Annotated in this window: 23 protein-coding genes; 15 read left to right on the top strand and 8 right to left on the bottom strand. The window is 67.6% G+C overall.

The window, feature by feature from the left end; genetic code table 11:
• The first annotated feature begins 15 nt into the window (after nt 1-15).
• The 9 genes from E0H45_RS14010 to E0H45_RS14050 all read left to right on the top strand — a co-directional run bounded on the left by E0H45_RS14010 (nt 16) and on the right by E0H45_RS14050 (nt 6,354).
• A complete protein-coding gene (locus E0H45_RS14010) occupies nt 16-1,194 on the top strand; it encodes a TadA family conjugal transfer-associated ATPase (RefSeq protein WP_131337541.1) in 1,179 nt (392 codons plus the stop codon).
• Nucleotides 1,191-1,994 (top strand): type II secretion system F family protein, encoded by an 804-nt coding sequence (locus tag E0H45_RS14015; protein WP_131337542.1) that lies wholly within the window; start codon nt 1,191-1,193, stop codon nt 1,992-1,994. The genes E0H45_RS14010 and E0H45_RS14015 overlap by 4 nt, the downstream gene beginning before the upstream one ends.
• A 219-nt stretch (nt 1,995-2,213) precedes the next feature.
• The gene (locus E0H45_RS14020) at nt 2,214-2,783 is read left to right on the top strand and encodes a type II secretion system F family protein (RefSeq protein ID WP_238154961.1); all 570 of its coding nucleotides are present in this window, start codon (nt 2,214-2,216) and stop codon (nt 2,781-2,783) included.
• A gap of 30 nt (nt 2,784-2,813) precedes the next feature.
• Complete coding sequence (locus E0H45_RS43220) at nt 2,814-3,392, top strand: DUF4244 domain-containing protein (RefSeq protein WP_238154962.1); 579 nt, start codon at nt 2,814-2,816, stop codon at nt 3,390-3,392.
• Between the two features lie 165 nt (nt 3,393-3,557).
• Nucleotides 3,558-3,989: a TadE family type IV pilus minor pilin gene (locus tag E0H45_RS43850; protein ID WP_420323328.1), complete on the top strand. Its 432-nt coding sequence runs from the start codon at nt 3,558-3,560 to the stop codon at nt 3,987-3,989.
• Nucleotides 3,986-4,396 (top strand): pilus assembly protein TadG-related protein, encoded by a 411-nt coding sequence (locus E0H45_RS14035; RefSeq protein ID WP_131337544.1) that lies wholly within the window; start codon nt 3,986-3,988, stop codon nt 4,394-4,396. The genes E0H45_RS43850 and E0H45_RS14035 overlap by 4 nt, the downstream gene beginning before the upstream one ends.
• 110 nt (nt 4,397-4,506) lie before the next feature.
• Nucleotides 4,507-5,202 carry a response regulator transcription factor gene (locus E0H45_RS14040; protein ID WP_131337545.1) on the top strand — a complete coding sequence of 232 codons (696 nt, stop codon included), beginning with the start codon at nt 4,507-4,509 and terminating at the stop codon, nt 5,200-5,202.
• Between the two features lie 69 nt (nt 5,203-5,271).
• Entirely contained in the window at nt 5,272-5,688 is a 417-nt protein-coding gene (locus E0H45_RS43955; protein ID WP_272948964.1) for an NYN domain-containing protein, read from the top strand.
• Between the two features lie 189 nt (nt 5,689-5,877).
• Nucleotides 5,878-6,354 carry a cupin domain-containing protein gene (locus E0H45_RS14050; protein WP_131337547.1) on the top strand — a complete coding sequence of 159 codons (477 nt, stop codon included), beginning with the start codon at nt 5,878-5,880 and terminating at the stop codon, nt 6,352-6,354.
• Between the two features lie 45 nt (nt 6,355-6,399).
• Here E0H45_RS14050 and E0H45_RS14055 read toward each other — a convergent pair whose 3' ends face one another.
• The 8 genes from E0H45_RS14055 to E0H45_RS14090 form a co-directional block, all read right to left on the bottom strand.
• Nucleotides 6,400-7,647: a CehA/McbA family metallohydrolase gene (locus tag E0H45_RS14055; RefSeq protein ID WP_131337548.1), complete on the bottom strand. Its 1,248-nt coding sequence runs from the start codon at nt 7,645-7,647 to the stop codon at nt 6,400-6,402.
• A gap of 16 nt (nt 7,648-7,663) precedes the next feature.
• The gene (locus E0H45_RS14060; RefSeq protein WP_131337549.1) at nt 7,664-8,764 is read right to left on the bottom strand and encodes an ABC transporter ATP-binding protein; all 1,101 of its coding nucleotides are present in this window, start codon (nt 8,762-8,764) and stop codon (nt 7,664-7,666) included.
• Complete coding sequence (locus E0H45_RS14065; protein WP_131337550.1) at nt 8,764-9,585, bottom strand: carbohydrate ABC transporter permease; 822 nt, start codon at nt 9,583-9,585, stop codon at nt 8,764-8,766. Before E0H45_RS14065 ends, E0H45_RS14060 begins: the two co-directional genes overlap by 1 nt.
• A complete protein-coding gene (locus E0H45_RS14070; RefSeq protein WP_131337551.1) occupies nt 9,582-10,490 on the bottom strand; it encodes a carbohydrate ABC transporter permease in 909 nt (302 codons plus the stop codon). The genes E0H45_RS14065 and E0H45_RS14070 overlap by 4 nt, the downstream gene beginning before the upstream one ends.
• Nucleotides 10,490-11,917 carry an extracellular solute-binding protein gene (locus E0H45_RS14075; protein WP_131337552.1) on the bottom strand — a complete coding sequence of 476 codons (1,428 nt, stop codon included), beginning with the start codon at nt 11,915-11,917 and terminating at the stop codon, nt 10,490-10,492. Before E0H45_RS14075 ends, E0H45_RS14070 begins: the two co-directional genes overlap by 1 nt.
• Before the next feature lie 542 nt (nt 11,918-12,459).
• Nucleotides 12,460-13,227, bottom strand: coding sequence for an RICIN domain-containing protein (locus E0H45_RS14080; protein ID WP_238154964.1), 768 nt, complete (start codon nt 13,225-13,227; stop codon nt 12,460-12,462).
• A gap of 321 nt (nt 13,228-13,548) precedes the next feature.
• A complete protein-coding gene (locus E0H45_RS14085) occupies nt 13,549-13,929 on the bottom strand; it encodes a hypothetical protein (RefSeq protein ID WP_131337554.1) in 381 nt (126 codons plus the stop codon).
• Between the two features lie 37 nt (nt 13,930-13,966).
• Complete coding sequence (locus tag E0H45_RS14090) at nt 13,967-16,276, bottom strand: DEAD/DEAH box helicase (protein ID WP_131337555.1); 2,310 nt, start codon at nt 16,274-16,276, stop codon at nt 13,967-13,969.
• Nucleotides 16,277-16,437: 161 nt separating this feature from the next.
• Here E0H45_RS14090 and E0H45_RS14095 point away from each other — a divergent pair, with 161 nt between their 5' ends.
• The 6 genes from E0H45_RS14095 (at nt 16,438) to E0H45_RS14120 (ending at nt 23,645) form a co-directional block, all read left to right on the top strand.
• The gene (locus E0H45_RS14095; protein WP_272948965.1) at nt 16,438-16,797 is read left to right on the top strand and encodes an STAS domain-containing protein; all 360 of its coding nucleotides are present in this window, start codon (nt 16,438-16,440) and stop codon (nt 16,795-16,797) included.
• Between the two features lie 237 nt (nt 16,798-17,034).
• Nucleotides 17,035-19,338: a sodium-translocating pyrophosphatase gene (locus E0H45_RS14100; protein WP_131337556.1), complete on the top strand. Its 2,304-nt coding sequence runs from the start codon at nt 17,035-17,037 to the stop codon at nt 19,336-19,338.
• Between the two features lie 93 nt (nt 19,339-19,431).
• The gene (locus E0H45_RS14105; RefSeq protein ID WP_131337557.1) at nt 19,432-20,634 is read left to right on the top strand and encodes a DUF4142 domain-containing protein; all 1,203 of its coding nucleotides are present in this window, start codon (nt 19,432-19,434) and stop codon (nt 20,632-20,634) included.
• Between the two features lie 281 nt (nt 20,635-20,915).
• Nucleotides 20,916-21,908, top strand: coding sequence for an ABC transporter ATP-binding protein (locus E0H45_RS14110; RefSeq protein ID WP_131337558.1), 993 nt, complete (start codon nt 20,916-20,918; stop codon nt 21,906-21,908).
• Nucleotide 21,909: 1 nt separating this feature from the next.
• Nucleotides 21,910-22,674 carry a hypothetical protein gene (locus tag E0H45_RS14115; protein ID WP_131337559.1) on the top strand — a complete coding sequence of 255 codons (765 nt, stop codon included), beginning with the start codon at nt 21,910-21,912 and terminating at the stop codon, nt 22,672-22,674.
• 176 nt (nt 22,675-22,850) lie between these two features.
• Entirely contained in the window at nt 22,851-23,645 is a 795-nt protein-coding gene (locus E0H45_RS14120; RefSeq protein ID WP_131337560.1) for a DUF2785 domain-containing protein, read from the top strand.
• The last annotated feature ends 245 nt before the right edge of the window (nt 23,646-23,890 follow it).

Genomic DNA, 23,890 nt, shown 5'->3' on the forward strand with positions numbered 1-23,890 from the left:
GAGGACAGGTGCCGCATGACCAACACCGTCGTACCTGCAGGTCTTCTCGACCGCGTCCGCAGCACCCTCGCACTCACCGGCGCCGCGCCAACACCAGTGCACGTAGCAGCAGCTCTCCGCGCCGACGGCACCATCTGCGGCGATGCCATGGTCCTGGCGGTCGTCACCGCCCTCCGAAGAGAAGCCCTAGGAGCCGGACCACTCGACAGCCTGCTCGCCGAGCCCGGCGTCACCGACATCCTGGTCAACGGCCCCGACGAGGTCTACATCGACCGTGGCCGCGGCCTCGAGTTCGTCGCCATCCGCACCGGAGACGAGCCCGCCATCCGCCGCCTGGCCACCCGCCTGGCCGCCGCAGCAGGCCGCCGCCTCGACGACTCCACGCCGTACGTCGACGTCCGCCTCCCCGACGGCACCCGCTTCCACGCCGTCCTGGCCCCGATCGCTGCCCCAGGAACCTGCCTGTCCCTGCGCGTCCCGTCCCGCAAGGTCTTCACCCTCGACGACCTGGTGGCAGCCGGCGCCCTCCCGCAAGCAGGCGCCGCAATCCTCCAAGACCTCCTGGATTCCCGCCTGGCCTTCCTCATCAGCGGCGGCACCGGCACCGGCAAGACCACCCTCCTCAATTCCCTGCTCTCCTTGGCAAATCCCGCCGAACGCCTGGTCCTGGTAGAAGATGCCAACGAGCTCCGCCCCGACCACCCACACGTGGTCCGCTTAGAAGCCCGCCCACCCAACATCGAAGGCACCGGCGAGATCTCCCTCCGAGATCTCGTCCGCCAAGCCCTCCGCATGCGCCCCGACCGCCTGGTTGTAGGCGAGGTCCGAGGCCCCGAAGTAGTAGACCTCCTGACCGCCCTGAACACCGGTCACGAAGGCGGCTGCGGCACCATCCATGCCAACTCCGCCTCGGACGTCCCCGCCCGGCTGGAAGCTCTAGGCGCACTGGCCGGCCTCTCCCAAGCCGCCGTCCACAGCCAAGCAGCCTCCGCCCTACACGCCGTGATCCACCTGACCCGAAGCCCCACCGGCCACCGCCGAATCACCGAGATCCACACCCTCACCAAACCGCCCAACGGCCCCCTGACCACCCACCCCGCAGTCACCTTCCACCCCGACAACACGCTCACCCTCCACCCGCCATCCCACCTCTTCACCACCCCCGCTCAGGCAACCCCCGCAGGTGCCGCATGAACCCAGCCGTCATGGCCGCCCTCCTGACACTCCTCACGTGCGCCTTCGCCCTCCCACACCGATCCCCAGGCCTCCACCGCCTGACTCCTGCCAATCGCCCACAACGAACCCGCCGCCACCTCAGATCCCCACTCTCCCGAATCTGGCTCCTGGCCATACCAACGGCATTAGCCACCGCCCTCCTCGGCACCCAAGCACTCGTCACCGCCCTAGCAACAGCCGCCATCCTCGCTCTGATCGCGCACCAACGAGCCCACCACCAACGCCAGAAATCAATCGCAACCCGGCGAGCCAACATCATCGAAGCCCTCGACGTACTCTCCGCCGACCTCACCGCCGGCCGCCCACCCATCGCCGCCCTGGAAGGCGCCGCCTCCATCAGCCCCGACTTCGAAATAGCCCACGCAGCAGCCAAACTCGGCGCCGACGTCCCCGCCGCGCTCACTCGAGCCGCCACCAAGCCCGGTGCAACCAGCCTCCGCGCCCTAGCCGCAGCCTGGCGCGTCACCGAAGAATCCGGCGCCGCCTTCGCCACCCTCACCGAACGCCTGGCCGACTACCTCCGAGCCGATGAGGCAATCCACCGCCAAACCGAATCCAGCCTCGCCGGCGCCCGCTCCACGGCCCGGATCCTCGCCACCCTCCCCGCCTTCGGCATAGCCCTCGGCTACCTCCTAGGAGCCCACCCCCTCACCTTCCTAACCGCCACCCCACCCGGCTGGCTCTGCCTGACAACAGGCCTATCCCTAACCGCAACAGGCCTCCACTGGACCACCCAAATAGCCACCCCCCAAACCTGACCCCACCCATCCACCGCGACGCACCCAACGCACACACACCCCGCACCGCACCCGCACCCCGCGAGACTCCGCATGCTCCATGCACTGACCGCAGCCACAGCGGTTGCCCTAAGCACCTATCTCCTGATCCCGCCCCACCCCAACCTCCGCCGACTGACCCCACCGCGACCTCGTGTCCGCAGCCAGTTCCCCCGATCCCACCGCCTAGCCGCAACCGCAGTGACACTCGCCGCACTGGCACTCATCGGCCTCCCCTGGGGCCTGATCCCAGCCGCGATCGCGTACTACTCCATTCCCCGAGCCCTCTCCCGCCTCGAACCAGCCACCACCAAGCAGCGCAACGCCCGCATAGCCCGCGACCTCCCCCTCGCGATCGATCTCCTGACCGCCTGCCTCCGAGCCGGCCGCCCACCCCAACACGCCCTGACCCTCGTAGCCGAAGCCCTCCCAGGCCCACTAGCCGACGTCTTCACCAAAATCGCCCACCACCTGGCGTTAGGAGCCGACCCGACCACCGCCTGGGCCCACCTACGCGCCGAACCATCCTGCGCCCCCATCGCCCGAGCCATCGCCCGCTCACTCCGCTCCGGAGCCCCACTCTCCAGAACCCTCGAACACCTCGCCGACGAAACCCGCCGAGCCCACCACCACACCGCCGACCAACAAGCCCGAACCGCAGAATCCCGAGCCACCCTGCCACTAGGCCTGTGCTTCCTCCCCGCGTTCGTACTCCTCTCGATCGTCCCAACCATCGCCGACGCCCTGATCCCATACCTCCTCCACCCCTAACAAGCCGAGGCGTGGTGGTGGAGCGGTGTGGTGAACGCATCGGCAGAACGACCGCTGGCGGCTTGTGTAACCAATACCGAGTTGTACGACGCCAGCGGTGCAACAACCTGCCATCCGAACGAGACACATCCACGCACTCACGCCGAACCTTTATCCACAGTCCAGAACTCCTTTGAAAAAAGGCGATCCAACAACGGCATGTTTATCGACAAAGCCCTCGCAGCGCCCCAGCCCACCCCGCAGGAGGCCCAAATGCCCAAGGCAGCAGCAGCCACTAGCAACCACCCACTCCCCACCGAACCTCAAGCCGCATCGCACCCCCTCCCATACCTCGTCGGCAGGACAGGATCCAGCCGCACCCGCGGCACAGGCATCCGTGTCCTCCGCGGTACAGGGATCCGCCGCCTTTGCGGCAAAGGCATCAACCGCCTCCGCCACCGCGCAGAACGCGGGGCCGTAACCGCCGAGTACGCCATCATGATCGTCGGCGCCTGCGCCATCGGCGGCGTTCTGGTCGCCCTCCTCAGATCCCCCGCAATGCAGAACGCCCTCAAAGCGATCATCAACTACGGCCTGAAGATCGCCGGCGTAGAAGGCGTACACATCTGACCCGGCCCCAGTTCCCTCCAGAGCAACCAACGCGCCCGGCCATGCGTCAAGCCAGCAGTTCAGTTCAGGCCAGTAGGTCGATCGATTCTGTGGAGTTGGTGACGCTCTCGATCCGGCGGCCGGTCGATGTCCCCTCCACGACCGGCCGCCACCCAAAGGAGCCCCATGCCCCGCCGCCCGGACTCGCCCGCCCCGCGCACTCCCGCCTCACAAACAACCACCGCGACCCGAGCTGACCGTGCGACACGCGCCGAGCGTGGGGCTGTTACGGCTGAGATGGCGTTGGCGCTTCCGGTGTTGGTTTCCTTCTTGCTGTTGGGGATTTGGTCCATCGGCCTCGTTGTACTGAACATCCGGTGCATTGATGCTGCCCGCGATGTAGCCCGGGCGGTTGCGCGTGGTGAGTCGCTCGATCACGCGAATGCGATCGGGCTCCGCACCGTCCCCGCGGGGGCGATCGTCATCACCCGCGAGGCATCAGACATCCAGGTGACAGTCACTGCCATTCCTGCCCACAAGCCACCCCTCCTCGCCTTCCTGTCTCCCACGAGACTCACTGCAACTGCAACCCTCCAAGCGGAACCGGACACGCCATGACCCGCACCGAACGAGGCAGCGCCACTCTCCACACCCTGTTCGCAGCCGTGCTGCTCTTCACGGCCCTCACCGCAGCAATCCTCTGGTCGGCGATCTCCACCGCTCGCCACAAACTCGCCGCCGCGGCCGACCTAACCGCCCTGAGCGCCGCCCAGTCCCTCAGCGCGGACCAGCCCGTCGGTTCCGGCGGCGAGCGCGCACATCCTGAGCGGCCTGCGGACGGCGCGCCGCCCGCCCCGCCGGCAGCGCCCTGTGTGGCAGCGGCACGGACAGCTGTGCTCAACAAGGTGCAGCTCACTGCTTGTGTCGTCGCTTCCGACGCAGTGACCGTTGAAGTGTCGCTTCAGCTCGATCTGCGGCTGACGCGTCCAACTCTGACCGCGGCGGCGCGTGCCGGGCCGCTATGAGCTCGCCTCGTCAACGACTCGTTGCGCGCTCGGTTCTGGTGTGATCGCGATCTGGTCGCAATCTGGTAGAGATGCCGCGTTGATGTGGACGACGTATGCGAGGGCGCTCCATGATCGGGAACCGAGTACTGCTCATCTCCCGGACGTACTTCCCCGGCGCCCGGACGGTTACCTCGGAGGCTCGTTTGCCCAACCGGATTCGGCTGCTGCTGGTCGACGACCAGATCCTCAGCCGAGGCTTGCTTCGCAGCGGTCTTGAGCGTGAGCGCGATCTGGAGATCGTTGCCGAGCTCAACCGATCTGACGACGTCGTCGGTGCAGCCAAACGGCACCGTGCGAACGTCGCGCTGGTCGATGCGGGTGGCCCGGGCAGCGACAGCATCACCGTCACCACCAGGTTGCGTACGTCGATGCCGGAGTGCCGGGTCGTCATGCTCACTACGTACGGGCGGCCGGTGCACATGCGTCGCGGGCTCGATGCCGGGGCGAAAGGGTTCGCGTTGAAGGGCAGCCCGGCGCCTCAGCTGGCGGATGCGGTACGGCGCGTGCACCTTGGTCTGCGCGTCGTCGACGCGAATCTCGCGGCGGAGAATCTCAGGTACTCCGAGACTCCGCTGAACGCGGACGAGACCGACACACTGCGCGCGGCACGCGATGGTGGATCAGTTGCGCTCATGGCTCGGGAGCTCGCTGTGTCCGAGCGCGTCGTCCGTACCCGCCTCTGGTCGGCCATCGGCAAGACCGGCGCGCACACCCGTTCCGACGCCGTCGAGATTGCGGAACGAAATGGCTGGCTTCTCGACTAGGTGCCGGCGCGCGGCCGGGTAGCGAACGGGTTCTGTCCAGCTGGTCTGCGGGGAGGGCAGACTGGGGTGGTGGATGGCGGGCGGAATCGGGTTGTCGTTGTTGATGCTGCGAACGTGGTTGGGTCACGGCCGGATGGGTGGTGGCGGGATCGCGTTGGTGCGGCTCGGCGGTTGCTGACGCGACTGGCGGCGTTGCAGGAGCGGTTGCCTGACACGGATGTGGTCGTGGTGCTGGAGGGTGCTGCTTGCCGGGCGGTGTCGGGGGAGGACGCGCCCCAGACAGGTCGTGTTCGGGTGGTGCTGGCGTCGGGGTCCGGTGACGACACCATCGTGAGCGTGACTGCGGAGGTTGTCGCGCAGTCGCATCATCCGGCAGTCACTGTGGTCACCGCAGATCGCGGGCTCCGGCAACGAGTCGAACCCGTCGGGGCCAGCACGACCGGACCTCGCTGGCTCTTGGATCAACTCGACGCACTACCTGAATAGCCAACGCACGACGCCGACGCCCTCATGTCCATCGCCTACCAGGTCATGTCCCTCGCACCCGAGGATCCCGTGCACCCGAGGATTCCTGGCGCCTGAAGATCCGAGCGGCGGAGGTGACAGTTCCTCGGACGCAAGGTGAGCTTCAGCCTCGGGGTCGATCGGCCTACTCTGGTTCGTAGGGGAGGCGTGATGTCCAAGTTCATGGGGCCCTTTGCTGTGCAGGCCGGTGAGGGTGCGAAGTACGCGACGCCAACTTCCGGTTCGGTCATCGTCAAGGCGGATACCGTCCAGACGAACGGCTCGTTGACTGTGCTCGAGTTGTTGATACCACCGAACGACGGTCCGCCGGCGCACACTCACCTGCGTGAGGACGAGGTGTGGTACGTCGTCGACGGGGACTTCCGGTTCAAGGCTGGGGACGCGATGCTCCGGGCCTCGACTGGGGGTTTGGCGTTCGGGCCGCGTGGGGTACCGCACGCTTTCCAGAACGTCGGCGACTCGGTGGGGCGGTTGCTCGTGATCACTACACCGGCGGGACTCGAGCGGTTCTTCGAGCAATCCGATGAGCTGTCGCGTCCTCCGGATCCAGAGGAGCTTGCGGCCATCGCGTACGCCACCTGGATCGAGTTCTCCGGCCTACCACTCGCCCTCTCCGATCCCCTCTAACGCTCCCACCCACGCAGTCTCTCCACGCTGCGGGCGCTTGGTCGGTTAGGTGCAGGTGGAGAGAAGTTTGCCGGTGTGGGTTATCAGGAGGTGGGGGCCGGGGGTGGCGGGGAGGTGGGCTCTGTCGGTGCGGACGGGGTGGCGGGTGCCGTCGGGGGAGATGACGAGTGAGTTGGCGGCGTCGAGGGCTATGAGTTCGTCGCCGGCTCGGACCAGGACAGGAGCGGTGTAGGACCAGGAGAGGGCGGTTCGGCCAGCGGCCAGGGCTTCGAGGGTGGCGGCGGGGAGTTCCTCAGGGCCTTCGGCCGAGGCGTCTACGGCGATCCAGGTGGTAGGAGAGCCGGGTGGCGTGATGGAGGTGGGGTTGTGCCAGTCGCTGCCGCCGATGGGGGTGGTGCCTTCGAGGCCCCAGGCCTGCCACCACGCGACGGGGCCGCCCCAGGTGTGGTCCAGCCACGAGGAGTGCCAGATCTCGGCGAGCGGTGGGTGTTCGGGGAGCGGGTGGCGCCAGGAACAGTCGCCGCCGAGTGGGTGGTTGATGGAGAGGAGACCACCGCGGCGGGCGACCTCCGTGACCCACGTGGCGGCGGGTTGGCGGAAGTCGATCGCGCCGATGGCGCCGAACGCGTTGGCGTGGCCGGTGTCGGTGGTGACTTCCTGGCCGGGGACGAGGCCGAGGCCGAAGCGTTTGCTGAGTGAGGGGAGTTCGGCGTGATGGGAGACGGTGTTGTGGTCGGTGACGGCTAGTACGTCGAGGCCGGCCGACACACCGAGTGCGGCGAGGTTGGCGATCGGGGTCGAGCCATCGGAGTGGAGGGAGTGGGCGTGGAAGTCGCCGGCGATCCACTTCAGGCCGGAGGATGCGGGAAGGGTACGGCGCGGTGGTCGCGCGGGTACGGCGATTGCGGCCGAGGCGTCGGCGTACTCGGTGAGGCCGGGGATGGTGCCGACCAGGCCGGTGACTGCTTCGACGAGGAGCTCGACGCCTTCGACCGGTACTCGGTGCAGGCCGAGGACGACCCACCAGGTGCCTGGTTCGAGTTCGCCGGGGACGTAGCCGGGGGTGGCTGCGTCGGGGGTGATCGCGAAGGTCTGGCGGGCGCCGCCCGACCATCCGCGCCAACCGGCGGCGCCTTCGCAGCCGATGTCGATGACGGCGCCTTCGACCGGCGGGATGGTGAGGGTGACGACCAGCCCGGGACAGTCGGCCGGGATGTCGACGGGCAGTGAGTGCCAGACCGACTCGGCGCGGTCGTCGAGTGTCCAGCGCCGACGGTACGACGTGACAGCCATCAGGCAATCTCCCTGCTCACGAACGAGCTCCGACGGTGCGGTCTGTGGAGGTGAGGAGTTCGCCGGTGTCTTGGGTGTAGAGGAGTACCCGGGAGGCGGGGGCGGTGAGGACCACCGGGGTGCCGGGGCTGGGCTCGGTTTCCTCGGGGACGGTGACGCCGATGAGGGTGCCGGCGCAGTCGACGCTGACGAGGGATTGCGTGCCGAGGTTCTCGGCGACGACGACCTCGCCGCGGAGGGCGGGGCCGGCGACGTCGCCCGTCGACAGGGTCAGGTACTCGGGCCGGATGCCGACCGTGACCTCGGCGTCCGTCGGTGTCGAGGAGGTTGTCGCAGGCAACGAACCTCCGGCCACAGTGACGGCTCCGTCGGTGGTGACCTTGCCCGGGAGGAGGTTCATCGGGGTCGAGCCGATGAAGTTCGCCACGAACGTGTTGGCGGGACGGGCGAAGACCTCGCGCGGAGACCCCAACTGCCGGAGCTTGCCCGAATCCATCACGGCGATGCGGTCGGCGAGCGCGAGGGCCTCGGCCTGGTCGTGGGTGACGAAGACCGTGGTGATGCCCAGGTCGCGCTGGAGCTTCTTCAGGAAGGTACGGGCCTCGAGGCGGAGCCGTGCGTCGAGGTTCGACAGCGGCTCGTCGAGCAGCAGGACCTTGCCTTCGGACGCGATCGCGCGGGCGAGGGCGACCCGTTGCTGCTGGCCGCCGGACAGTTGCCCGGGCTTGCGTTCGAGGAGTCCGTCCAAGGACAACTCGCCGGCGGTACGAGAGGCGACATCGGCGCGAGTGGCGGCAGCAACCCGGCGTACCTTCAAGGGGTAGGTGATGTTCTCGGAGACGCTCATGTGGGGGAAGAGCGCGTAGTCCTGGAAGACCATGGCGACGCCGCGCTTGCCCGGCTCGGTGCGGGTCACGTCCGTCGCGTCGATGCGGACGGTGCCCTCGCTCGCGGGCTCCAGGCCCGCGATCGTCCGGAGCAGCGTGGTCTTGCCGCAGCCCGACGGGCCGAGAAGGGCGAAGAACTCGCCGTCGGCCACGTGCAGGTCCAGCCCGTCGACGGCGCGGACGCCGTTCGGGTAGACGGTTGCGAGGCCTTCGATGTCGATGCCCGCCATCAGCTCTTGATCCCTCCGTGGAAGCGGAACCCGTAACGCGAGTTCACCAGCAGGTACAGCACGACGACCGGGATCGAGAACAGCAACGAGAACACCGGCAGCACCTGCAGGTTCACGCTGCCGCCTTCGTCGGTGAGGGTCTGCATGAGCACCGCACCGGGCTGCTTCTCGATCGACCGGATGAGCAGGAAGGGCACCAGGAAGTTGCCCCAGGAGTTGACGAACGCCCAGACCATGATGGTCGCGAGCCCGGGTCGTGCGACCGGGAGTACGACGTCGCGCAGGATCTGGCCGGTGGACGCGCCGAAGACCCGCGCCGACTCCTCGTAGGACTTGGGTACCGCGTCGACGAAGTCCTTCAGGATGAAGATTGCCGCCGGCAACAGCCCGCCGGTCATCACCAGCGCGACGCCGAACCGGGAGTCGATCAGCCCGAGCTGGTACATCATCACGAAGATCGGCACCATCGCCGCCGTCCCGGTGACGACCGAGGACAGCAGCAGCAACCCGTACAGCAACGCATCCCGGCCGGGGATGCGGACCCGCGACAACGCGTACGACGCCAACGCGGCGAACGCGGTGACCGCGACAGCGGTCGTCACGCAGATCAGCAACGAGTTGACCATCGAGTGCATCGCGTAGGGATGGTCGAGCGTCTTCCGGACGTTCTCCAGCGTCCAGTCCGGCCAGTGCACGCCGAGGCCCGGCGAGGCATCGAACGGCGCCGACGCGATCCACAGCATCGGTACCGCGAAGAACAGCGTGATCGCGCAGATCAGGACGTAGAACCCGATCCGGCGTACGACGTACGCCGGCCTCATGAGCGCCTCCGAAGCAGTCGCAAGTAGACCAATGAGACCAGCAGGTTCGCGATCAGCAGCAGGAACGAGATCGCCGACGAGTACCCGAGCTCACCGCCCTGCAGCGCCACGTTGTAGATGTAGACCGGCACCGTCTCGGACTCGTGGTTCGGCCCGCCCTTGGTGAGCAGGAACGGTGAGAAGTCGTTCGCCGTCCACAGCGAGATCAGCAGCGTGTTGGTCAGCACATGCCCGCGGATGTGCGGGAACACGATGTCCCGCAGCGTCTGCCACCCCGACGCCCCGACCATCCGCGCCGACTCGAGCTGTGACGGCGGGACGGCCTGCAGCGCCGACGAGTAGAGCATCATCGAGAACGCCGTACCGCGCCACGTGTTGAACACCACGAGACACGCCATCGGGTAGTCGATGAGCCACGCGGTTCCCGGCGTACCCAGGATGCCGTTGAGCGTGCCGCCGTCCCGGTCGAAGAACGCGACCCACAGGTACGCGACCACGGTCGACGGCAGGATCCAGGCCAGCAGCGTGAATGCCTCGACCGTACGGCGGACCACCGGGCGGGTACGGCGAAGAACCCACGCCAGCGTGAAGCCGAGGATGTTCTGGCCGATGATCGCGGAGCCGAGCACGAACAACAACGTCAGCCACAACGCGTTGTGGAAGAGCGCGTCGTTCAGCGCCTTCGTGTAGTTCGACAACCCCACGATCGACGGCGAGACGGCCTCGACGCCGGTCAACCGGTAGTTGGTGATGCCGATGTAGATGGTCCAGAGCGCGGGGAAGACCAGGAACGCGCCGATCAGCAGCATCGCGGGCGCGACGAAGCCGAGTGCGCGGCCGACCCCGAGGCCCGCGACGTCCCGCGCGGGGGCACGATCCCGCGCGGGTGCGGTAGCAGAAGTCATCAGTTGCTGGTGACCTTGTCCTTGCCGCCGGCCGCGGTCTCGACGACCTTCTGGTACGCCGTCGCGGCGGCGTCGGTGCTCTTGCCACCGACCACGTCCGCGGTCGCCTGCTGCAGCGCCGCAGAGATCTTCGGGTACTCGGCCTGGCCCGGACGGTACTGCGTGATCGGCAGCACCTTCTCGGCGACGAAGCTCAGCATCGGGTCGCTCTTCAGCACCTCGCTGTTGACGTCCGACCGCTGCGTGATCTTGGCAGCGCCGTCCAGCGACTCCTTCACCATCTCCGCGGAGTTCATGAACTGCATGAACTCCCAGGCCTGCTGCGGGAACTTGGTGTTCGGGTTGATCACGGTCGCGCCGCCGCCCGACATCGAGACGAAGTCCTGACCCTTCACGCCGGCGCCCGGCTTGCTCGCCGGGATCAGCGCCCAGCCGACTGCAGCGTCCCGGTCGGCCATCTTCGCGACGCCGGCCTTGGGCTCGACGACGCTACGCCAGAAGTAGTCGCTCTCGAGCAGGATGCCGATCTTGTTCGCGGCGAACTCGGCGAACGACTTGTCCCGGCCCTTGGCCTCGCGCTGCAGCACCGGGTCACCGAGGCCCGTCGAGTAGACCTGGTGGTAGAAGTCCAGGACCTGGCGCAGTTGCGGGGTGTTGCCCAGCCACTTGCCGTCGGAGTTCACGGTCGCGCCGGTGCCGACCAGCAGCGGCAGTACGCCCTGCATGGTGGTCGCCTCGCCCATCGCGGTGCCGGCGTTGATCTGGATCGGGGTCACGCCGGAGATCTTCTTGAGCGCCTGACCTGCGGAGATGATGTCGTCCCAGGACTTCGGCTGCCAGTCGGCGGGCAGTCCGGCCTGCTGGAACAGCTTCTTGTTGAAGTACAGGACCCGGCCGTCGGTGCCGCCGGGTATGCCGTACCGCTGGCCGTTGTAGCTGCCGAGCGCCTGGACCGATTCCGGGATCTGCTTCCAGCCGTCCCAGCCGTCCACCTTGGCGGCGTCGCCGACGGTGTCGGTGAGCGGCTTGATGTAGTTGGCCTGGGCGAACTCGCCGACCCAGATGCCGTCGATCTGGAACAGGTCCGGACCGGACTTGTTCGACAGGTCGAGGGAGAGCTTCTGCTTGTAGACCTCGTCGTCGGAGCCGTCGCCCTGGAACTTGACCGTGACGTCGACGCCCTTGCCCTTCTGCTCGGCGACGAACTTCGGGATCAGCACGTCGGAGATGAAGGTCGCTCCGGCGCTGCTCTTGCCGCCCTTGACCGAGTTCGACCCGAAGGTCAGCTCGACCTTCTTGGCGTCGGCGTTCCGGTTCGCGTCCTGGTCGCCGCTGCCGGAATCGGACGAGCCGAGGCATCCGGTGAGCAGGGCGAGCGCCGCGGCGCCGAGTACGCCGGCGGTGGTCAACCGCGAGAGTGATCGCATCAGGGCTCCTTGCAGAAGTGGTCCAGCGACAGTGCCGGTCAAACATTGGCACTCTCCGGCGACTATGTGAAGACTTTTTCCCAACACCGGGGCGAACGTTGTCAGGTGCTATAGGCAACCAACCGCAGGCTGTCAAGTTCGGATCCCGCGTGATGCGTTGCGGAAGAGTTAAAGGATGCTCAAGGTTTTGTGGCAACAGGTAGTTGACTAGATACAGAGGGTGATCAGTGGAGCTACTGTCTAGCCGTTCGATTCGGCGGATCGGAGGTGAAGACGTGACAGTGCTCCATGGAGTCGCTTGCCTTGTCCACGACCTGCTCGGGCATTGCTGGTGCTGGTGGTGACAGTGGCCGCGCGGTGACGACACCGGGCTCCCGCTGACGCGCAAGCAGCGGGACCTCCCGGAACTCATCCCCGAGCACCGCTCGGCCCACCGCTCGGCCCACCGCGAGAGACACCGCGAGAGACAAGGAGTGAAAAACGGCCGGCCCCGACGATGTCGGGGCCGGCCGTCCTCTCGTTGGTCAGTGTTCGAAATCGACTCAGCTCTGAGCCAGCTGCATCATCTGCTTCGGCAGCGTCGTCATCTGGGCCGGGATCGGGACCTGCGGCCTGAGCAGCGACAGCAGGCTGGCGGCCGCGCCCGCGATCGGCAGCGGCAGGGCCAGGCCCAGCGATGCCAGCAGCGCGTTCACGAGGGCCAGCACGGCGCCCAGAATGTCCAGACCCGGCACCGGGAGGCCGCTCCAAGCCTGGATCGGCGTGCCGGCAGTGCTCATCGTGCCGGTCGGTTGTGCCTGCTTGGCCTTCCCCTTGCCAAGCAGCGACGTCAGGGCGAGCCCACTGGCGGCGTTCACGAACGTGCCGGTGTCCTCGTCGTAGTTCCACTTCTGCCCGTCGCCGCTACGGCAGGGCAGGACCAGCAGTGGAGCGGAAGCCGGCACCTTGGCCAGGTCCGCGCCGCTGTCCAGGCAGGCTCCGGTCGTCGCAAGGGCGCCACCGACGCTCTTGCTCATCGCGACCTGCAGCTGGCCGGACTCGGTGTAGATCCACTCCTGGGTCTTGCCTTCCTTGCCCGGGGCGCACGCCATCATGACCGCCATCGGGACCTTCTCGGCCGCGACGAACGTCAGGCAGTAGCGCGTGTCGGAGCGAGTGGCGATCTGTTGTGCCACACCCACCGATACGCCCGGGGCCTTCGAACCACTGGGTGCCGGGTTCGCGGCTTGGGCCGGTATCGCGGTGGCGATGGCCACGCTGACCGCGAGCACCACCACGCCGGTGCGGCTGAACAGCTTTCGGATGATCAAGACAACCTCCAGAGGTCGTGCCATCTCATGGCGTCAGGTCGTCGGGACCCCGTGGCGCGAGCCGGGTATGCCGGCAGTGACTCAGCGCGACGTTGACGCCACAACCAGTAAGGCACAGGTGTGACCGAGGGGGTTATGCCGATCTTGCGAAACTTGATGCCAATGGCAACTAACTGCCACCCGAACGTCGTTGCGCAAGGCATCGATATCCGGTTGCCGGGTCGCCGTGCGACCACCGTGCGAAGGCTGTGAGACTTCTGAGATATTACAGCAATGCAAGGGATTTCAGATAGCTACTGATGCCAAGGGCAACGGCGTTGATCAGTGGGGCTGGTGAGTCTCTTTGGGGTCCTCGACGGTCCGCTCCTCGATCGCTGGGCGCTCGTCGGCAGAGTCCACAGCGGTGGCGGCCTCGTCGCGCTCGGCGGACACCTCCGGGACGCCTTCACCCTCCGTGACCTTGGCGCGCAGCTGGCGCATCTCCTTGCGGCGGCGCAGGTCGCGGCCGAGGCCCTTCTTCAGCAGCCACAGGCCTGCGACCAGGGCGGCGCCGGTGACCGCGCCGAGGAAGAACACAGTTGGCACCGAGACGCCGAAGTCGACGCCGAAGACCTCCAGCTTGGTGGAAGCGTTCGACGAGACCGAGATGCCCAGCCCGAACAACACGACCAGCACGACCAGGACGATTCCGAGAACGGCCATGGCGACCCCGCCTATCTGCCGGCTTTACGCCGGCCCCTCAGGCCTCACTGCTTAGTAATGCGGAGAGCAGCGCCACGGCGCCGCTCTTGTCGAGTGGGTTGTTCTGGTTCCCACACTTGGGCGACTGTACGCACGACGGGCATCCGTCTGTGCATTCACAGTGTGCAATCGCCTCGCGTGTCGCCGTCAACCACTCGCGCGCTGCGGCGTACCCGTGTTCGGCGAAGCCGGCCCCACCGGGATGGCCGTCGTACACGAAGACCGTGAGCTGGCCGGTGTCGGCGTGGCGGGCGGTGGAGACGCCGCCGATGTCCCAGCGGTCGCAGGTGGCGAAGAGCGGGAGCAGGCCGATGGACGCGTGCTCGGCGGCGTGAGCCGCTCCCGGTATGTCCTCCAGCCCGAGGCACTCGACAACGGTGTCAGGCATGGTCCACCACACGGCCTTGGTCCGCAGGGTGCGCTCCGGCAGGTCGAGGGGCTGTTCGTCGAGTACGTCGCCGGTCGCGATCAGCTTGCGCTGGTACGAGATGACCTGGCTCGTCACCTGGACCCAGCCGCGCGACAACTCCGCCGTACCCCATGAGCACGTCTCCTCGGTGGCGAGGATGCTGATCTCGGTGACGTCCCGCGCGAAGGTCGTGTAGTCGGGAGAAGCCGGCTCGACGACCGCGGCGTGCTCCTCGAGGTCGAGCGAGCGCACGAGGTACGACTCGCCCGCATGGACGTAGACAGCGCCCTCGTGGACCGACGCATGGGCCGAGCCGCCGTCGACCGTACCGAGCAAGCGGCCGGTCTGGTCCTCCACGATCTGCACCGTCTTCCCGCCGGCCGACCGGATGTCGATGGCGTCGACGGCCCGCTCGCGGCGCGTCCAGAACCACCCGTGCGGCCGCTCGCGCAGTGCACCCTGCCGCACGAGCTGGGCGATCACCTGCGATGTCGTCTCGCCGAAGACCTCGAAGTCGTCGGGAGTGAGCGGCACTTCCTGGGCAGCGGCACACAGTTGAGGCCCGAGCACGTACGGGTTCTCGGGGTTGAACACCGTCGCCTCGACCGGACGCCCGAAGATCGCGGCCGGATGTCGCACCAGGTAGGTGTCCAGCGGGTCGTCCCGTGCGATCAGAAGCGCCACTGCGTCCCCACCGCCCCGGCCTGCGCGTCCAGCCTGCTGCCACAGCGACGCGCGCGTACCTGGCCAGCCAGAGAGCAGTACGGCGTCCAGCCCGGCAATGTCGATCCCCAGCTCGAGAGCGTTCGTTGCAGCCACGCCAGTGAGCTCACCGCTCTGCAGCATCCCCTCGAGCCGCCGGCGCTCCTCAGGGAGGTAACCGGCCCGGTACGCCGACACCTGGTCGATCAGTGTCGGGTCGACCTCAGCCAGGTTCTCGCGCGCCGTCATTGCGACTGACTCGGCTCCACGCCGCGATCGGACGAAGGCGACCGTACGGACACCTGTCACGACCAGATCGGTCAGGAGGTCCGCCACCTCGGCTGTGGCGGACCGACGGACCGGTGCGCCGTTCTCGCCGTGCAAAGAGGTCAGGGGCGGCTCCCACAGGCCGAACGCGATGCCGCCGCGCGGAGAGCCGTCCTCGATCACCTCGACCATCGGCAGCCCGGTCAGACGCTCACCGGACAACGCCGGCTCGGCCACGGTCGCGGAAGCGCAGACGAAGATCGGATGCGCCCCGTACTGCGCACACACCCGACGCAGCCGCCGCAGTACGCCGGCCACGTGCGCACCGAAGACACCGCGGTAGTGGTGACACTCGTCGACCACGACGTACTGCAGACAGCCCAGGAAGCGCGCCCAGCGTTGATGGTTCGGCAGGACCGACCGGTGCAGCATGTCCGGGTTGCTGAGCACGTACGTCGCGTGGTCGCGCGCCCAGTCGCGCTCGGTCCGCTCCGAGTCGCCGTCCAGCGTCGTAGCCCGCAGACCGGGCACGGTGTACGCCGAGACCGCACGGAGCTGATCGTGGGCGAGTGCCTTGGTCGGAGACAGGTACAACACAGAGGCGGTACGGCGGTGTGGTGAAGCCGCCTGCGCGATGCTCAAGGTGGCAAAGGCCGGCAGCAGGTACCCGAGCGACTTGCCGGATGCCGTCCCGGTCGCGACGACCACGTGTTTCCCGGCGTACGCCGCCTCTGCCGTCGCCACCTGATGAGTCCAAGGGGCCGTGATGCCGGCGTCCCGCAGCTGGTCGAGGACCTCGGACGGGACCCAGCGCGGCCAAGCACACGTTTGTCCCACTCGCGGCGGCACCGACTCGACATGCGTCAGCCTGTCGTCACGACCGGCGGCCAGGCGCTTCAGGACGGCAGCCGCCTCACCACCTGCACGCATACCGGCACCCTAGGCCCTGCCACGGACAGTCGCTTACTGAGGACCAGCTGAGAGATGCACGTTCGGATGCACGCGCTTTTTCCGGAGGGGAATCGACTTCGGGTGGGCGAGATGAAAGAGTTTTCGGCAACGGGTCTCACTCACGGTCCGTACATGGTTGAATGCAGCAGTTCACGGGATCGGAGGCCGAAGTGGATCTGTCGCTGACCGCGCGCGCCGAGGGCGGGCGCACCGTCATCGAGGTGGCGGGGGAGATCGACGTCTACACCGCACCGAAGCTCCGCGAGAAGATCGCCGCGCTCGTCGACGAAGGGGTCTACGACCTGGTCATCGACCTGGAACGCGTGGAGTTCCTGGACTCCACCGGTCTCGGCGTTCTCGTCGGCGGACTGAAACGGGTGCGCACCCATGACGGATCCCTGTCCCTGGTCTGTACCCAGGAACGGCTGCTGAAGATCTTCCGGATCACCGGCCTGACCAAGGTCTTCGACATCCACCCGGACGTCGCCTCGGCGATCTGACGAAGCGAAACGGTGTCCACCTCACTACGGTCGGTGATCGTTCCGCCCAGGTACCGGTGCAGGACTTGCCGGGGCGGCCGGGTATGGCGTAGACCACCCTGTCGTCAGGTCTGGTCGGGAACCCGTTAGAGTAACCCACCGCGCCAGGCCACTGGCGCTGTGTCGTATTTCCCCAACCCTTCGGTTGCGGCAGATGGGGGCCGTCAAGCCTGGATGGGTTGCCTACAAGGAGGACGGATGTCCGCGCTGCTTGCTGCACAAGCGGTGGATCTTTCGTCGAGCAACACCACACTGGTGATCGTCGTCGGGGTGATCGCGATCCTCGCGGTCGCCATCGCGATGGTCTTCCGGGGCCAGGTGCTTGCCGCGAACGATGGCACCGAGAACATGAAGACGATCGCCGCGGCGGTCCAGGAAGGTGCCTCGGCATTCCTGAGCCGGCAGTTCCGGACGTTGTCGATCTTCGCCGTTGTCGCATTTCTGCTGCTGTTCCTGCTGCCTGCTCACACAGACGGCGACAACGAGACCACGCTGAAGATCTTCCGCTCCGTCTTCTTCCTGGTCGGCGCGGGCTTCTCCGCCCTGATCGGCTACCTGGGCATGTGGCTCGCGACGCGCGCCAACGTCCGGGTCGCCGCGGCCGCGCGGGACGAGGGCCGCGAGCCCGCGATGCGGGTCGCGTTCCGCACCGGCGGCACCGTCGGCATGGCGACCGTGGGCTTCGGCCTGTTCGGCGCCGCGCTCGTCGTACTGCTCTTCAAGGGTGACGCCCCGACCGTGCTCGAGGGCTTCGGTTTCGGTGCCGCGATGCTGGCCATGTTCATGCGGGTCGGCGGCGGTATCTTCACCAAGGCCGCCGACGTCGGCGCCGACCTGGTCGGCAAGGTCGAGCAGAACATCCCCGAGGACGACCCCCGCAACGCGGCGACCATCGCCGACAACGTGGGCGACAACGTCGGTGACTGCGCCGGTATGGCGGCCGACCTGTTCGAGTCGTACGCCGTGATGCTGGTGGCCTCGCTGATCCTCGGCAAGGCCGCGTTCGGCGAGCAGGGCCTGATCTTCCCGCTGATCGTGCCGGCCATCGGCGCCATCACCGCGGTCATCGGCGTCTTCCTGACCCGCCCGCGGACCGGCGAGAACGGCCTGCGCACGATCAACCGGGCGTTCTACGTCTCTGCGCTGGTCTCCGCGATCCTCTGTACGGTGGCCGCGTTCGTCTATCTGCCGAGCAGCTTCAAGGACCTGAGCGGCGCCACCGAGACGATCGCCGGGTTCGACGGCGACCCGCGGCTGATCGCCACCGTCTCGGTGATCATCGGGATCGTGCTGGCCGCGGTCATCCTGGCCCTGACCGGTTACTACACCGGCACCGAGGACAAGCCGGTCCAGGATGTCGGCAAGACCTCGCTGACCGGTGCCGCGACCGTGATCCTGTCCGGTATCTCGGTCGGCTTCGAGTCCGCCGTCTACACCGCCGTGGTCATCGCGGCAGCCGTGTACGGCGCCTTCCTGGTCGGTGGTTCCGGTGTGGTCGCGCTGTTCGCGATCGCGCTGGCCGGCTGTGGTCTGCTCACCACCGTCGGCGTCATCGTCGCGATGGACACCTTCGGACCGGTCTCCGACAACGCGCAGGGCATCGCCGAGATGTCCGGCGACGTGGACGGCGAGGCGGCCCAGATCCTGACCGAGCTGGACGCCGTCGGCAACACCACGAAGGCCATCACCAAGGGCATCGCGATCGCGACCGCCGTACTGGCCGCCACCGCGCTGTTCGGGTCCTACACCGACTCGATCCGGACCTCGCTGGCCGACAACTACGCCAAGTTCGAGGCGGACGCACTGGTGTTCAACCCGGGCACCCTGGTCGGCATCATCCTCGGTGCCGCGGTGGTGTTCATGTTCTCCGGTCTGGCCATCAACGCGGTCGGCCGCGCCGCCGGTGCGGTCGTCTACGAGGTACGGCGTCAGTTCCGCGACATCCCCGGCATCATGGAGGGGACCGGCAAGCCGGAGTACGGCAAGGTCGTCGACATCTGCACCCGCGACTCGCTGCGGGAGCTCGCCACTCCGGGTCTGCTCGCGCTCACCGCGCCGATCGCCGTCGGCTTCGGCCTCGGTGCCGCGGCGCTGGCCGGCTACCTGGCCGGTGCGATCGGCGCCGGCACGCTGATGGCGGTCTTCCTGGCCAACTCAGGTGGTGCCTGGGACAACGCCAAGAAGCTGGTCGAGGACGGCAACCACGGCGGCAAGGGTTCGCCCGCGCACGAGGCCACCGTCATCGGTGACACCGTCGGCGACCCGTTCAAGGACACCGCCGGTCCGGCCATCAACCCGCTGATCAAGGTGATGAACCTGGTCTCGGTGCTGATCGCTCCGGCAGTGGTGGGGATGTCGTCGATCGGCGACGACACCAACACGCCGCTGCGGATCGTCATCGCGGTCGTCGCCGTGGTGATCCTGGCCGCGGCCGTGTACGTCTCCAAGCGCCGGGAGTCGGTCATCTCCGACACTCCGGCCGAGGTGAACGCCGCAGCCTGACCGCAGAATCTGCCCGATTCGGCCCGCCGGTTCCGACCGGCGGGCCGTTTCGTTCGGCTGGACCCGGAAGGTCCGCTCACTTACTGTCATGATGTGAGGATTGCCCGGGTGCCCGCGCTGCTGCTTCTCGTTGTAGTGGGCGTTCTGGCAACTCTGCAGCCGGCGAACGCGGCGACACCGCAACCGGATGTCGCCTATCTCAACACCGCCCACCAGCTCAACCTGACCATCATCGAGGCCGCCCACACCGCGACGACCAAGGGCCGGACCTCCTGCGTCCGGAAGGTCGCCGCGCAGCTGGAACGTGACCATCGCAAGCTCTCCGCGCAGGAGCTCGACGTCGCTACGCGACTCAACATTCTGCTGCCGACGGCACCTTCGGCGGCCCAGCGCCGCCAGCTCGACGTACTCGCAGCCAAGGCCGGGACTGCGTACGACGCGGCGTGGCTGACCTTGCAGCACCAGGAGCACCAGGCGTACCTGGCACTGGTAGAAGGTGAGCTGCCGGTCAGTGCCTCGCCTGCCGTCGAGGCACTCGCGGACGGCGCCAAGCCCGTGATCCAGATGCACCAGCGCGCGGTCACAGGTACCTGTCACGTCGAAACCACCACGCCGGTGGTGCCTACCGGAGACGGCGGCCAGCAAGCAGAGGCCAACCTGGCCCGCACCCGGGCCGCACTGATCCTGATGGGTATCGGAGTGGTGCTGCTCCTGGTCGGCAAGTCGATCTCGATGAAGCGGCGCCTCCTGGGGATCGCAGCCCTGGCAGCGGGTCTCGTGATGATGTTCGGAGGACAGCCCAACAACACCGGGAAGGTGCCGGACGCGGGCAAGTCGTCCACGGATCGGGAGGCCGCCGTACCGCCTGTCCGTCTGAAGCTGCCTGGCGTACTGGAGGCCTCGGTGCAGCCGGTTGCGACCGGCGGCCACGGCCAGCTGCAGGTACCCAAGTCGTCCGCAGACGTGGGCTGGTGGGCCGCGGGCGCGGCGCCAGGCTCTGTTGGTGGCACCGTGCTGCTCGCTGGTCATGTGGACACTGCCAAAGGGCTCGGGGTGTTCGCAGCGCTCTCCGGCGTACCGGTCGGCACCAGGGTCGCTGTGACGGGTGGAGACGGCGGCGAGCACTGGTACCGGATCGTTGCGCGCCGTACCTATAAGCAGGAGGCTCTGCCCGCGGATCTGTTCCACGGTGCAGCGAAGCCTCGGCTGGCGCTGGTGACCTGCACGGGCTCGTACGACCGTACGGCGCACCGCTACAGCGAGAACCTCGTGCTCTACGGCGTTCCGCTCGACTGAACTTTTGGTAGTCACTTCCAGCAACGGCCGACCGAAGTACGGCGTACGGCGACTTTCGGCTGATGCGCTCACCCGCGGTATGGGGGATCGTCGGGGTTGTGGTCAGGGGCATAACCGATAGCAGCCGCCCGCGGGCCGGCGGCAGAATCAACCCACGGGTGGACACACCGGATCCGCCCGGGGTCCGATGCTCGGAACCCCTCAGGCCTCGATACTGATCTCATCACGACACAACCCGCCCGACTGGGGACAATTCACGCCACCGAACGAGGAGCACGGCGATGATCGAGGCAAAAGGCCTCACCAAGCGATACGGCGCAACAGTTGCCGTTGACAACCTGTCTTTCGAGGTGAAACCCGGCAGGGTGACCGGCTTCCTCGGCCCGAACGGGGCCGGCAAGTCCACCACCATGCGGATGATCCTCGGACTCGACACCCCGACGTCCGGCGAAGTCACCATCGACGGCCAGCGGTACCGCGACCTGCACCGGCCGCTGACCAAGGTCGGCGCGTTGCTGGACGCCAAGTGGGTGCACCCGAACCGCTCGGCGCGAGCCCATCTGACCTGGATGGCCGCGTCCAACAAGTTGCCGAAGTCATCGGTCGACAAGGCGCTCGACATGGTCGGCCTGACCTCGGTCGCGAACAAGCGGGCCGGCGCCTTCTCGCTGGGCATGTCCCAGCGGCTCGGTATCGCCGGCGCGTTGCTCGGCGACCCGGAGGTGCTGCTGTTCGACGAGCCGGTGAACGGTCTCGACCCGGAGGGCATCGTCTGGATCCGGACCTTCATGCACCGGCTGGCCGACGAAGGCCGCACCGTGCTGGTCTCCAGCCACCTGCTGTCCGAGATGGCGCTGACCGCCGAGGACCTGGTCGTCATCGGCCGCGGCAAGCTGATCTCGCAGAGCACCACCCAGGAGTTCGTCGACCGCGCCAGCGGCACGACGGTGAAGGTGCGGACGCCGCAGCTCGACCAGTTCGCCGGTGTGCTGAACGAGCAGCACCTGGTCACCCGGATCGAGGACGTCGAGGACCAGGGCAAGGTGCTGTTCGTCGAGGGCGACCTCAGCACCGACCAGATCGGTGAGGCGGCCGCCGCACACGGCATCGTGCTGCACGAACTGACGCTGCAGCGCGGTTCGCTGGAGCAGGCATTCATGCAGATGACCGGTGACTCGGTCGAGTACCACGCGCACGAGGAGATCGCCGCTGTGACCTCGCTCGACGCACCCGACGCCGCCGAGGTGGCCGCGGGTCCGAAGGAGGACAACTGACATGTCGGTGATCGCAGTCGAGCGGATCAAACTCTTCTCCACCCGCTCGCCGTGGTGGTGCATGATCGTCGCGGCCGTGCTGACCGTCGGGTTCGCGGCCTTGACGACCGGCTTCCTGAAGGGCGCCGAGGAGCAGCAGGCGACCATCTTCATCACCCAGCCCGGCGCGCAGCTCAGCCAGATGGTGATGATGGTGATGGCCGCGCTGGCCGTCACCACGGAGTACCGGTTCGGCACCATCCGGACGAGCTTCCAGGCCGTTCCGCAGCGCGCCGCGCTGCTGCTCGGCAAGACCGCCGTGGTCGCGTTCCTGGCCGGCGTCATCGGCCTGATCGCGTCCTTCGGCGCCTGGGGGATCGGCACCCTGTTCGCGAGCAACGCGGACCTGTCGATCAACACCGGCGCCGAGTGGCGGTTGCTGGCCGGCCAAGGCCTGGTGTTCTCGATCTCCGCGGTGTTCGCGGTGGCGGTCGGCATCCTGATCCGGCAGAGCGCCGGTGCGATCGCGATCCTGATCCTCTGGCCGCTGCTGGTCGAGAACCTGGTCAACCTGATCCCGAAGGTCGGCGACGACCTGGCCAGGTGGGCGCCGTTCGCGAACGGTAGTTCGTTCCTCAACCAGGGCCAGGACTTCGGTCTGGCCGGACAGGGCGCGGGCGGCAGCGACTTCGCGCTCAGCCCGTGGTGGGCATTGCTGTACTTCGCCGGCTGGGCGGCCGCGCTGATGACGATCGCCCTGGTGTCGGCGAGCAAGCGCGACGCCTGACAAGTCCACCCCGGTCGGAGGTTGAGGGGCCCTGACCGGGGCAGGGGCCCGGCCGGGCTGAGGGGTCCTGGTCGCGACGGCCCGTGGTGCATCCGGTCTCCGGATGAACCACGGGCCGTTTCCCATGTTGGTTCGGGGGTGGCCGGGTGGACCGTCGACGGTTTACGGTGCCGCGCATGACGGACTGGGCGCAGGTGCGTGAGGCGGGTTTCGCGGTTCCCGAAGGGCGGCCGCTGGGTGAGTTGGTGGCCGAGCTGGTCGGGATGCTGCGGTCCCCGGATCCCGTCGTACGGGATCGGCAGGCGTACTCCGTGCTCGCGACCTGGATCGGCCGCGGCGTGCTGTCGACGGACGAGTTGCGGGCGCTCGGCGACGAGATGGTGCCGCGGTTCACGGATCCGGAGATCCAGGCGCGGACGTTCGCTCCGTTGATCCTGGACTCGATCGTGACCGCCGGCGTCTTCGAACCGAGCTGGGTGCCGCCGTTCGAGCGCTGGTACGTCGCGGAGGAGGACCTCCGGGGGTACGACGAGAAGCTCGGCTGGTTGCACGCGCTGGCGCACGGCGCGGACCTGCTCGGGGCGCTCGGGCAGCATGCGGCGGTGGAGCCGGTGCAGATGCTGCGGCTCGGGATCGGGCGGTTGCTGACGCCGACGTCGTACGTGCTGCGGGACATGGAGGACGACCGGCTCGGGTACGCGCTCGCGGCCACGCTGACGCGTGCCGAGCTGACCGGCAGCGAGGCGACCGACTGGCTGGACCCGGCGATCCGGCAGCTGTCGAACCCGCCGGTCGAAGGAATCACCCCGGAGGTGACGAACACGATCCGCACCCTGCGGGTGCTGTACGTGTTCGCCGACCACGGTCTGCGGGTCGGGGATGCGAAGAAACTCACACGGATTCCGCAGGCCGATCAGGTCAAGACAAAGCTCGCGGACGTGCTCCGGATCGTCACGCCGTACTATCTCTGAGCCTGAAGTGGTCGGCGGCAACTACCTGGTGGGGTAGGACGCATCCGACTTTCGTCTGCACTTTCCCTGAATCCTCCCCGAGGAACGGCATGTCGCAGTCCAGGGCGGAGTACAGGTGGTTTCAGGTGGCAGTGGAGGCTCGGTCCGTGACAAGGTCTCTGCTGGCACGCCATGGCCCCCTCCCATGGTGGTGCCAACGCCACTACCGAAGTAGTGCAAACACCATCAGATCTGGTCCCCGGCGA

Origin of the sequence: Kribbella soli, from assembly GCF_004331345.1 — a bacterium.
Lineage (GTDB): Bacteria > Actinomycetota > Actinomycetes > Propionibacteriales > Kribbellaceae > Kribbella > Kribbella soli.